Here is a 12,131-nt window from a genome sequence, read left to right on the forward strand (position 1 = left end):
CTTGGTTAGTCCGACTTATCGTCGTTTCTCTTACGGGCTCTTGGATGCGCCTGATCATAAGCTTGTGCTAAATGTTGGAAATCCAAATGGGTGTAGATTTGGGTAGTGGAAATGTTTTCGTGCCCCAATAGCTCTTGCACCGCACGTAAGTTATTGCTCGATTCCAACATGTGCGTCGCAAACGAGTGACGCAGTTTGTGCGGGCTGATATGGCTCGCTACCGACTGTTTCTGCCCCCATTCCGCCATACGCTTTTGCACACTACGATGTGAGATTCGTGTACCCAGCTTAGAAACAAACAGTGCGGGTTCACCCGGCGCGGCTAGATCACCACGCACACGCAGCCACTTGCCAACCCATTCGGTTGCCATACCAGAGAATGGCACTTTACGTTCTTTATCGCCTTTACCAATCACTCGTAGTTCGCCACTGCGTAGCTGAACATCACGCACATCGACGCTCACCAGTTCTGCCAAACGCAAACCAGCGCCGTACATCAGTTCCATCATGGCACGATCGCGCACCGCTAACGGGTCGTCCTCGTTCACTTCGAGCAATTGGTTTACTTCATCCACATCGAGGTTCTTTGGTAGTGGACGTTTCTTACGTGGCGCCGAAACCCCTTTGGCTGGGTTAGCTGACATTTCTCCACGTAGGATCAGGAAATCGAAAAAGCTGCGTAGAGAAGATAAGCGCGTCGCTAAGCTGCTGGCTTTCATGCCTTCACGCATGCCTTTACCTGCCAATTGACGAACCCAACCAGCATCGACTTGAGACCAATCTTTCAACCCCATCTCAGCCAAGTGGTGAGCCATGGTTTCCAATTGTTGTTTGTAGTTGCGTTGGGTGTGCAGGCTAAGCCCCTTTTCGCTTCGCAGGAATTCGTAGAAGCGTTCAAGAGGCTTTTGAAGACTATTTGGCAGAGGAGTGTTGGGAGTTGTCGTCATCGTGACTTTGCCATACCAATGTTTGAGCGAGATGTGCCACTACTAAGGATAGGTGACGCAAAAACAAGGTATCCATATCTGGTTGGAAATGACCGCCATCTTCGCTAGAAAACGCCAGTACGCCAAGCGTCTGTTTTTTCACAAGCGGTAACACCACATAGGAACCCATTTCTGGAACGTCCATATCTCCAAACAACGCTTCGCGATCCACTTTACGCAGACGACCTAAGTACGCCTCTTTGCCGTTTAAGTGGTTGGTAGCAAAACGTTGGTAGCTTTCCTTACTCAATTGAGTCGCAGCATCACACTGGCTCAATAGACGCACATACGCCTTCAAGCCAAGGTCTTTGGCTTTCAGTTCAATGGCGTTGATGACTTGCTTAAAGTCGCCGCACTTAAGGATTTGTCCTTGCAGATCCATGAACTCGTAGAAGGTGCGATCATTGTTCGCCGCTAAAGACATCAGTGTGGTGATCTCTTCTTCTAGCTCTTCAATTCGTTGACGTTGGCGGTTCATTTGAATGTGAACTAACGAGACCGTGCCTAAATCTGCATGAGGCATAGAAAGGCGATCAACCAATTCTGGGCGTTGAACGAAGAAGTCAGGATGATCTTTTAAATACTGAGCAACGACTTCTGCGGTCAGCGCATCCGCTTCAACTTCTGGGATTTGGTTTTCTTGTTCTTCAACTAGCACGACAATTGACCATCAAATACGTGAGTTGCTGGACCGGTCATAAACAATGGTTTGCCTGGACCTTGCCAAGATATGCGTAGGTCACCACCAGGAAGTGAAACTTTCACGTTTTCATCCAATAGACCTTGCAGGATGCCCACCGCAACTGCGCCACAGGCACCGCTGCCGCAAGCTTGTGTTTCACCCGCACCACGCTCATACACGCGTAGGCGGATGTGATTGCGATTCACAACTTGCATAAAGCCCGCGTTCACACGCTCAGGGAAGCGTTCGTGTGATTCTAATAGCGGTCCGAGTGTTTCCACTTCTGCCGTATCCACATCGTCGACCACAGTCACCACGTGCGGGTTACCCATGCTCACTGCGCCACAGAACAGGGTCTTATCGCCTGCACGCATGATGTAGGTTTTCTCTTTCTGCTTCGCTTTGAAAGGGATCTTGTTCGGCTCGAATTCAGGTACGCCCATGTTCACCGTGACTTCACCATCATCTTCAACATCAAGAATCATCTTACCTTTCTTGGTGCTAACGCTGATGCTGTACTTATTAGTCAAACCTTTCAAACGGACGAAACGCGCGAAACAGCGAGCGCCATTACCACACTGCTCAACTTCACTACCATCGGCATTAAAAATGCGGTAGTGGAAATCGGTTTCTGGATCATAAGGCGCTTCAACCACGAGCAATTGGTCAAAACCGACGCCCGTGTGACGATCCGCCAAACGACGGATCAAATCTTGCGAGAAAAACACGTTCTGGGTAATGCAGTCGACGACCATAAAGTCGTTGCCCAAACCGTGCATTTTGGAAAAGTGGAAATGCATTTGTTGTGTGTTACTCCGGTAGAATCTGTTCCAGCTGCCACAAACTGGTCAGCTCCTCACGCTGGCGAACAAGGTGGCTTTGGTTGCCATCCACCATCACTTCCGCCGCTCGGGTACGAGTATTGTAGTTCGAAGACATCACAAAACCATAGGCGCCAGCAGAGCGAACCGCGAGTAGATCACCTTCTTGCAGCACTAGTGCTCGATCTTTGCCCAAGAAATCGCCCGTTTCACAGATAGGTCCGACTAAGTCGTAAGTCTGTGCTTCACCTTCGCGTGGTGAAACTGGGACAATATCTTGCCATGCTTGATACAGCGCAGGACGCATTAAGTCGTTCATCGCCGCATCGATAATCGCAAAGTTTTTGTGCTCAGTGTGTTTTAGGAATTCCACACGCGTCAACAAGATACCAGCGTTAGCTGCAATTGCACGACCTGGTTCGAAAATCAGTTCAAGATCTTGATGGTTCTCAAGACGACCTAACAGTGCTTTCGCGTAATCAGAAGGCTGTGGTGGCAATTCATCACGATATACCACACCCAAACCACCACCAACGTCCAGATGACGGATGTTGATGCCTTGTGCTTTCAGATCATCAATCAGAGCCAAGAGGCGATCTGTCGCGTCGATGAACGGTTCAATCTCAGTCAACTGAGAACCAATGTGGCAGTCGATACCTTGCACGTTGAGATTTGGTAGGCTCTGAGCAAATTTATATACTGCCGGAGCACGGTCAAAAGCGATACCAAACTTGTTGTCGCGCAGACCAGTCGAGATGTAAGGGTGTGTTTTTGCGTCTACGTCAGGGTTAATTCGTAGAGAAATCGGTGCAACCACACCTAACTCACCTGCGACTTTGTTCAAGCGCTCAAGTTCAGGTTCTGATTCCACGTTGAAGCATTTGATGCCCAGCTCCAGTGCGCGTTTCATCTCTGCTGGCGTTTTACCAACACCCGAGAACACCACCTTCTTCGCATCACCGCCAGCCGCGATAACGCGTTCAAGCTCACCACCCGATACAATATCGAAACCTGACCCCAAACGAGCCAGTGCATTCAATACGCCAAGATTAGAGTTTGCTTTTACTGCGTAACAAACAAGATGAGGATGCTGACCCACAGCGCTATCAAACGCATTCCAGTGACGCTCTAGCGTTGCTCGTGAGTAAACATAAAGAGGAGTGCCATGTTGCTCGGCGAGAGCTTGGAGTGAGACGTCTTCGGCCCAAAGCTGGCCATCATCCTGATAGTTGAAGTAATCCAAAATTTGCTTCCCTTAATTAATTCGACTGCTAAACCCTGTTTTCACCCGAAGGTGTGGCTGATTATTGTGACTGCTCGTTTTGTTGAGCATCATCTGGGATATAAAGTGAACCTGATTGACCACAACCAGCAAGGGTCGCTGCAACCATCACAAACAACACCGTAAGTAATTTTTTCATTTTGCATATCGTGATTATTAAACCAATGCCCCCTATAATCGCACCACACTCAGGAAAAGCAATAGGATAGACGGATGAACGATACTGAATTTCATCAACTGGTGGATGCGCAGATGCAACTCATCGAAGAATCCATCGATGATTCAGGTGCAGACATTGATTACGAAGTCACTGGCAACGTAATGACATTAGAGTTTGAAGACCGCAGCCAAATCATCATTAACCGCCAAGAGCCAATGCATGAGATCTGGTTAGCATCGAAGTCTGGTGGCTTCCACTTTAAGCTAGTCGATAACAAATGGACTTGCTCTAAAACGGGCATGGAACTGTTTGCAATGGTGAAAGAAGAATGTGAAAAACACGCTGGTGAAACGATCGATTGGGCATAAGCCAAATGGGTCTTCGTGGCGACCAGTCACCTAAACGACAAAAGAGCACCAAGGTGCTCTTTTTTGTTGTTCGTTTTACGCATTAACCGCTTTGGTTGGGCGAGTCGGCGTACAGCCATCATTGCGGTAAGGGATAATGTAGGTATTCCCTTCTTCCGGATGAATAATTTGGTAGTACTGCGGCAAGTTAAAGTTAATAAACTTCGACGATACACGACTGTCGTCTTTCACCGAGGTGTAGAAGCTGTTCACTGACGCAATCATTTCATCTTTAGAGCCACTGAATTGATGGTAAACCTCAACTTGGTTTGACTCATCCAATACATAGATATTGAAACCATCGTCAGTATCTTCAAAGAAGAACTGCACCAAACCTTCACTGGCAAAGCCATCCACTACTTCTGGTAGTTGGTACTCTTGTTCACGATCCAGCATCAACAGCGGCGAACCTTTCAGCTTGTTGGTTGAAATGCTGCGGTAGAAATCGACCGAGTTTTCTAGCTTCTGAACCGATACACCACGACGCTCAAAGAACAGACCGTAAGTTTGGTTAGCGAGACGCATGGCTTTAAAGCGACGGCGTTTCTCTTGCTCAACCGGCTTCAAACGTAAGTCGATACACTCTGCCAATAGCTGATACACCATATTGCGCATCACGCCACGCATGTTCTTCGCGTAGCAGAATACATCCACCGACTCTGGCGGAATCGCATCTTGGTGCATTTTGCCAAGAATGGTCTTCAATGCATCCAACATCGCGGTTTCACCTTTGAAGTGCAGGGTACGCACTTCGTGCCATGAGTTGCGATAAACCAAATCGACACTGCCGACCAAGTTAATTTGCTCAGGACCAAAGCTGAAGATATCGGTGTTTTTCACATCCACTTTGAGTGAGCGACCAGACAACTCTGCCGTCGGGTCATTTTCAAAGTTGATGAACATCGCCATCTGACTAATTTCACACGGGCTACCCAGCGCTTGCATGGTTGGGCGACGTTTACGTAACGAGAAGGTGTTACGTAGGTCACTCACCATTTGGTAGAACTTATCGATGTCTAACTGCGCCTCACGCACCACCGCGTGCAAACGCGTTGACTCGGTAATCAAACCGTTGAAGAACGCCCAAGAAACCAACTTACTCAAGTACTCATGATGCTCAAGACAAGGCTGACCAAGAATGCGGTGCGCAATCAGTGGTTGCTTGTACAAGTACCAACCTGATTTGTTCACCCCCCCCTCTTTTACTTCAATGAAGCTCAAGTCGGGTTCGTGCAAATCTGGCGAGATCTGAGGGTTAAGCAAAGTAACTTTACCCGGCAGCACTTCGAATGCCGCGTACAGCTTACGAGCAAGAATACTGATGTCTTGCGGGCTGATCGCTGAAGTAATGTCGTTACGACGCGCAAACTGAATCAAGTTACGATAGCTTTGCATCAAAGCATCCAACAGTGCATGGTGCACCACTTTCACTTGTTCTACTTTCCAGTTACGACGATCGTCAAGCTCTGCCAATACCGCTTCATCCCAATCCCATTTCGCAATCATGTCGCTCAAGGCTTCACGACGCCAAGCTACAGAACCTACATCAGGTTCGCGAGATAGCTTTTCATGGGTTTTAAGGTAGAAACAACGGCGAACTAAATCCAAACGTGTGTCGTCTTGGATTCGCTCTAGGTAACGAGTTACTTTCTCTAGCATCAAGTAGTACGCATCCATGCCGTACAAGTCAGGCTCGTGGGCAAAGAAGCGACGTTTGGTGTCGATACTAAGAAGTTGTGTGTGCGGGTATTCCCACGAGTAAGCTTCAAGCAAGATCGCTTTCAACACGGACTTGTAAGGGGAATCGATACTCTTGTACAGCTGCCACAAGTTCGAACCGAAGTACTCTTCAGCAGGAATGCGGTTAAGCTGACCAAAGTTGATCCACTCATCACAGTTGATGTAGCCATCTTTACAAAGTTGTGCAACGTACTCGTCGTAACACTCTTCCATTTCTGGTGGCACGATTTGCCACAACAAACGCTGTCCTGCCAGACGAACCGCAGAACGGTAGAATTCATCCAGCAGTAATAAATGCTGAGAAGAACCACAGTTATCGCCGGTCATCTCTTCAGAACGGTTGCTACGAAAACGCTCTTCATCCATTAAGAAGAAGTTCGCTTCTACACCTTGGCTTTGTGCCCAATCGGTGATCAGCAAGCATTTGTTGGTCAGCAGTTCACGTTGGTCGTTATCCATCTCCGGTGAAATACACACCCAAATATCCAAATCACTTGAAGTACTTTGACCAATAGAAGAGGTACTGCCCATGGTGTACAGACCTAAGATCGCAGGTTGCTCTGCCGTCTTAAGCGGTTGACCGATTGTCAGTTGGGTATCATCAAGGAATTGCTGTTGGAGATCGTTCAGCTCTAGACCAAACACACCATAAGGGACGTCTGCATCGTAGTAGCCGGGAATAACAGGATGGTTGTAGTTCAACAAGGCAGGAATCAAGTGGAAGACTTGCTGGCTTTGCGAATCCATAAGCGCCAGCGCACGGTCGATCCGTTGCTGGTTCAGGTTATCTAATCGCTGAATAAGTTTTTGGGTGTAAGCCTGCAAGGGAAGTTCCTTGGTTGAACAATCACGAAAATCTGCTGATGTTTTAAACCAAAATGGTGTAAAAACGTGATCAATTTAACACTTTCATCAGGGTTGGTAAAGATTTCCACCCGCAAATAGTTGTGGTCTGAAAACCCCACACTAGTCGCAAAAATCGATAGCGCAGTAGTGTCGCTTGTATTCACCTATAACTAATAATAGTCCTTAGCCTAAATGAGAATCCAGTCACACTATTTTCATAACGTCATGTAATTCGATTCACGACACCAAGAGAAGCCTAACTAACATTAAGACTTTCACGCGTTGAGTGGTAGGATTAGGCAAAACTAAAACAGCATTGAGAAGACCATGACACAATCTACGCCAATTCGCATTGCAACTCGAAAAAGCCCTCTTGCCCTATGGCAAGCTCACTATGTAAAAGACGCACTTCAAGCCGCTCATCCAGGTCTGGAAGTTGAACTGGTTACTATGGTGACCAAAGGCGACATCATTTTGGATACACCGCTAGCCAAAGTCGGTGGTAAAGGCTTATTTGTGAAAGAGCTAGAAGTGGCAATGCTCGAAGGTCGTGCAGACCTTGCGGTGCACTCAATGAAAGATGTACCAGTAGACTTCCCTGAAGGTCTTGGCTTGGTGACGATTTGTGAACGTGAAGATCCACGTGATGCATTCGTTTCTAACACTTACAACAACATTGATGAACTTCCACAAGGCGCAGTTGTAGGTACTTGTAGCCTGCGTCGTCAGTGTCAGTTAAAAGAATACCGCCCAGACCTAGTTATCAAAGAGCTGCGTGGCAACGTAGGTACTCGTCTAGGTAAGCTAGATGCTGGTGAATACGATGCAATCATTCTTGCTGCTGCAGGTCTGAAACGCCTTGAGCTAGAAGAACGCATCCGTAGCTTTATCGAGCCAGAGCAATCACTACCAGCAGTAGGTCAAGGTGCGGTGGGTATTGAGTGTCGTGTAGATGACGAGCGTCTACTTAAACTGCTTGAGCCACTAAACCACCAAGACACAGCAGATCGCGTACGCTGTGAGCGCGCGATGAACCTCACCCTTGAAGGCGGTTGTCAGGTGCCAATCGGCAGTTACTCACTGCTTGATGGTGACAACATTTGGCTACGCGCATTGGTTGGCGAACCAGACGGCAGCCTAATTGTGCGTGGTGAAATTCGCGGTCACCGTAACGATGCCGAAGCACTCGGTGTTCAACTGGCTAACGAGCTACTTGAAAACGGTGCGCGCGACATCCTAACCAAACTGTACGCAGACCACGAATAATCATGGCAGTGTTGGTCACTCGTCCGGGAGAGCAAGGCATGGCGCTTTGCTCTCTGCTCGAAAGGCACGGCAAAACTGCAATTCATCATCCTCTGATCGACATCGTCGCCGATCTCAGCGACACACAACTCTCCAATTACATTGAAACCGCTCAAATCATCATTGCTGTTAGCCAACATGCGGTGCAATGCGCAGAGCAAATCTTGCAGAACCACGCTAAATCATGGTCTAAGCAGGCTATATACCTTGCCGTTGGTCAAAAAACAGCACACTATTTGAGCAAATGTACCCAACAGAAAGTACACTATCCACAAGTCAGTGATAGTGAGCACTTGTTGCAGCTTCCCGAGCTAAACAATGTAGAAAAACAAACAGTTCTGATCCTCCGTGGCAACGGTGGTAGAGAACTGATAAAAGATGCATTGGTGAGACGTGGAGCAAAAGTTCACTATAGTGAGACTTATAAGAGAGAATTTATCCCATTCGATCCAGTAAGCTGTGTCTCACTATGGAAAACCCAACAAATCGACCAGATTATTGTCACCAGTGGTGAACAACTGGATTATTTGTGCAGCCAATTGACGTCAGAGCAATTGACTTGGCTTAATCAACAAGAGTTGTATATCCCCAGTCAGCGAATCGCTGAAATCGCAATTCAACGGGGCTTCACTCAGGTCAGGTGCACAGGAAGCGCATCCAACCAAGAATTACTGGCTGCTCTCCAGCCCTAGCTACACAGGATATAGGCATGACAAGTAAAAATAACGACCAAAAGAATAACGATAAAAACCTTTCCGAAGAAACTACATCGGCACCGCTAGCTGAAAAAGACACGCCTAAGAAGGAATCTGAGCCAAGCAAGGCAGAATCAAAGCCTGCAGAGCCAACCAAACCAGCAGAGCCAAACAAAGTTGAATTTGAAGAGAAGCAAGGCAAACGCGGCGTCAAGCTGGGTACTGTCGCTATCGTCTTATCACTGATTTTTGGTGGTGGTCTCACTTACAAAATGCTTGAGCAGCAATCTGAATACCAAACTCAGATCGCTCAACTGCAAAGCCAACTGGAACAAGCTCAATCAGCAATGAAGCAAGAGCTTAGCCAAGTAAAAGAAGAAACCATTGAAAAAGCGACCACAGTCACTCACAAAGCAGAAGTGGTACTGGGTCAACAACAAAAGAGCATCGAAAGCCTGCAACTGGCAGTCGCTGATGTGAAAGGTCGTCGTCCAAACGACTGGTTACTGGCAGAAGCTGACTACCTAGTAAAACTGGCAGGTCGTAAATTGTTCTTAGAGCACGATGTAGAAAGTGCTACTCAATTGATGGAAAGCGCGGATCAACGTATCGCAGCGCTGAACGACCCAAGCTTGGTCGGTCTGCGTAAAGCCATGGCAAACGACATTACTAAGCTGCGTGTTGTTCCTTTGGTAGACCGTGATGGCTTAGTGTTGCGTCTAACCGCGTTACAACAGCAAGTCGACAAACTGCCACTTGCAAATGCTTTGCTACCAGAAGCGGCTGCGGTAGAGAAGCAACAAGTGTCTGAAGACATTGCAAACTGGCAAGATAACCTGATGACGTCATTAAAAGACTTCTCAGAAAACTTCATCACCTTCCGCACTCGTGACGGCAACGTAATCCCTCTATTGTCACCACAACAACACTTCTACTTGAAAGAAAACATCAAAGCGAAGTTAGAGACGGCAATTAAAGCGGTTTACCAAGAGCAAGGTGAAATCTACACCACCTCTTTAGAAACGGCAGACAAGTGGGCAATGGCATTCTTCAACCAAGACGACAACTCGGTGAAAGAATTCAACAAAACACTGAGCCAACTGAGCAAGCAAGACATTCAAGTTGAATACCCTGCGAAGCTAGAAAGCCAAAACCAACTCTCTGACGTGATTCGGGAGCGCCTACGTCGTGAAGTGACCACAATGACAGGTACGGAGGATAAGTAATGGTTCGTCTTATTTTCCTATTTGTTGTTCTTGGTGCCGGCTTATTTGTTGGCACTCAATTCTCAGGTCAGCAAGGTTATGTCCTGATCTCTATTGCCAACAAAACCATTGAGATGAGTGTAACCACCTTAGTGATCTTCGTGATTGCGACCTTGGCGGCACTGTTCTTCTTAGAATACGTGGTCAAGAAAGTGGTTTACGCAAGCTCAAGCACATGGAATTACTTTAGCGTGCGCAAAATGCGTCGCTCTCGTCGCTACACCAACGAAGGCATCATCAAGCTACTTGAAGGTGACTGGAAAGGCGCAGAGAAGAAAGTAACACGCTGGGCAAACCACCACGACATGCCTCTCCTGTGTTACTTAGTGGCTTCAGAAGCTGCGCAAGGTCAAGGTGACAAAGCGAAGCGTGACCAGTACCTAGAACTGGCAAGCCAGCAAGAAAACGCGCACCTAGCGGTAGAGTTGACTCGCGCGAAACAGTTCATTCGTGATAACGAATTCGAATCTGCATTCGATACACTGCAAGCACTGAAAGGTCAGTACGCGAATAACTCGATTGTTCTTAACCTGCTGAAAACCACTTACATGCAGCTTAAGCTGTGGCAACCGCTGATCGATCTGATGCCTCAGTTAAGCAAAGCCAAACTGGTAACTGAAGAAGAGCAAGCGGAACTGATTCAGAAAGCACAATGCGGCTTGCTACACGAAGTTGCTCAGCAGCAAGGCAGCGAAGGTCTTATCTCACACTGGAATGGTTTGCCACGTAAGGTAAAACAAGACGCTCATTTGATCGGTTGTTTTGCTCACGAGCTCATCTCACGTAAAGCAGATAACGAAGCATTCACAGTAATCAAAGAAGCGCTGAAGAAAAGCCCAACACCAGAGCTGTACCAATTACTGCCAGAGCTAAACTTACCGGATAGCCACCCAGTCATCGTATTCTTGGAAGGTGTCTTGAAGCGTGAACCAGAAAACGCAGCGGCGCAAAGTGCATTAGCGCACTTCTTCTTCCGCCAAGAAAAATGGCAAGAAGCGCAAGAGCACTTTGAGGTTGCGCTAAAACTTCGCTCAGACGTTTCTGACTATGCTTACCTAGCAGACACACTAGAGAAGCAAAACCTAACAAAAGCGGCTCACGAGGTCTCTCGTAAAGCGCTAACGCTAGTTCAAAACAACTAAGCGGTTCCGAAAGTAGAAAGCCGACAGATTACTGTCGGCTTTTTTATTGCCTGCAATTCTTCATGCCCTATCATCGTACGACTGACTCCCCCAAGAGCAGAGTTCTCTCTACTGACTGCACCTGATTAGAAATAATCATCAAAGCTTATGTCGTTCATTCCAAGCTGCTCTTCTTCGTGTCACTAAGAACCACGTGAAGCAACCGCGATCACTTTCTGCAAGACATAGCGACTGGTTTTAAATGGTTAGGAGGGAAAACCTCCTTCAGAACACAGTAAAGCGTAGGGATGGCCAAAGAAGTAACTAGGAGTAATATTATGCACTTATTCGATGTGAGAGCCCCATACAGCGCTTGGGTAACGTTTGTTGTAAAAGCTAAAGCAAAGTCATATTCATCATCAGAGGAGGCTCAGAAGCGCTAATACGCATTGAATGCTGCTGCGAGTAGAAACGCTCTTTTGTTAAAAGAAACACTGCGTCGATATAGAGAGGAATGATAAGGGGAAAACTCAATCACTTTCGCTAGACGGCGGCTTCTATAACCCTTCAAGGCAAAGAAAATAGAAAGCCTCAAGGTAGGGCTAAACCCTGGGCAACTTATTGAGTGGAGAGCAGAAGCGCTAGTTTGGAACTGCACTCGGTTAGGAAGTCACTTCATTTATTTGCCAGCACTAGAAACGACGAAAGCCCGTTGGTTTCTCAACAGGCTTTCTTTGTAGTGACTGAGTTCGAGGACGACTAATCCTAAGTCGCAACTGACTTGAGATTTGATGCAAATCCCGTCTAATTCTCAAACGGCG

Annotated in this window: 11 protein-coding genes; 5 read left to right on the forward strand and 6 right to left on the reverse strand. The window is 47.3% G+C overall.

All coding sequences use genetic code 11. The features are described 5' to 3' along the window. Positions 1-5 precede the first annotated feature (5 nt). From xerC to lptM, 5 genes are all read right to left on the reverse strand, one after another. The gene (gene xerC / locus OH459_RS25045) at positions 6-947 is read right to left on the reverse strand and encodes a tyrosine recombinase XerC (RefSeq protein ID WP_005430404.1); all 942 of its coding nucleotides are present in this window, start codon (positions 945-947) and stop codon (positions 6-8) included. Beyond that, positions 913-1,617 carry a DUF484 family protein gene (locus OH459_RS25050; protein ID WP_033001370.1) on the reverse strand — a complete coding sequence of 235 codons (705 nt, stop codon included), beginning with the start codon at positions 1,615-1,617 and terminating at the stop codon, positions 913-915. Before OH459_RS25050 ends, xerC begins: the two co-directional genes overlap by 35 nt. A gap of 20 nt (positions 1,618-1,637) precedes the next feature. After that, positions 1,638-2,468, reverse strand: coding sequence for a diaminopimelate epimerase (gene dapF / locus OH459_RS25055; RefSeq protein ID WP_005430401.1), 831 nt, complete (start codon positions 2,466-2,468; stop codon positions 1,638-1,640). A 10-nt stretch (positions 2,469-2,478) separates the two neighbouring features. Further along, a complete protein-coding gene (gene lysA / locus OH459_RS25060; protein WP_005452029.1) occupies positions 2,479-3,732 on the reverse strand; it encodes a diaminopimelate decarboxylase in 1,254 nt (417 codons plus the stop codon). A gap of 61 nt (positions 3,733-3,793) precedes the next feature. Beyond that, on the reverse strand, positions 3,794-3,910 hold the full coding sequence (lptM, locus tag OH459_RS28330) for an LPS translocon maturation chaperone LptM (RefSeq protein ID WP_005533626.1): 117 nt from the start codon (positions 3,908-3,910) through the stop codon (positions 3,794-3,796). A gap of 74 nt (positions 3,911-3,984) precedes the next feature. Here lptM and cyaY point away from each other — a divergent pair, with 74 nt between their 5' ends. Further along, positions 3,985-4,299: an iron donor protein CyaY gene (gene cyaY, locus OH459_RS25070; protein WP_005430390.1), complete on the forward strand. Its 315-nt coding sequence runs from the start codon at positions 3,985-3,987 to the stop codon at positions 4,297-4,299. Between the two features lie 75 nt (positions 4,300-4,374). On the opposite strand, the gene OH459_RS25075 is transcribed toward cyaY, so the two are convergent. Further along, positions 4,375-6,903 carry a class I adenylate cyclase gene (locus tag OH459_RS25075; protein WP_045491430.1) on the reverse strand — a complete coding sequence of 843 codons (2,529 nt, stop codon included), beginning with the start codon at positions 6,901-6,903 and terminating at the stop codon, positions 4,375-4,377. 348 nt (positions 6,904-7,251) lie between these two features. Between OH459_RS25075 and hemC the strand changes: the two genes are divergently transcribed. The 4 genes from hemC to OH459_RS25095 are packed head-to-tail and all read left to right on the forward strand — an operon-like array spanning position 7,252 to position 11,331. After that, positions 7,252-8,190, forward strand: coding sequence for a hydroxymethylbilane synthase (gene hemC, locus OH459_RS25080; RefSeq protein ID WP_005438556.1), 939 nt, complete (start codon positions 7,252-7,254; stop codon positions 8,188-8,190). Positions 8,191-8,192: 2 nt separating this feature from the next. Beyond that, the gene (locus OH459_RS25085; protein ID WP_269989279.1) at positions 8,193-8,921 is read left to right on the forward strand and encodes a uroporphyrinogen-III synthase; all 729 of its coding nucleotides are present in this window, start codon (positions 8,193-8,195) and stop codon (positions 8,919-8,921) included. A gap of 17 nt (positions 8,922-8,938) precedes the next feature. Next, positions 8,939-10,150 (forward strand): uroporphyrinogen-III C-methyltransferase, encoded by a 1,212-nt coding sequence (locus OH459_RS25090; protein WP_005452033.1) that lies wholly within the window; start codon positions 8,939-8,941, stop codon positions 10,148-10,150. Then, the gene (locus OH459_RS25095; protein WP_005452034.1) at positions 10,150-11,331 is read left to right on the forward strand and encodes a heme biosynthesis protein HemY; all 1,182 of its coding nucleotides are present in this window, start codon (positions 10,150-10,152) and stop codon (positions 11,329-11,331) included. The genes OH459_RS25090 and OH459_RS25095 overlap by 1 nt, the downstream gene beginning before the upstream one ends. Positions 11,332-12,131 lie beyond the last annotated feature (800 nt).

This window comes from Vibrio sp. MM46, from assembly GCF_027587135.1.
Classification (GTDB): Bacteria; Pseudomonadota; Gammaproteobacteria; order Enterobacterales; family Vibrionaceae; genus Vibrio; species Vibrio harveyi.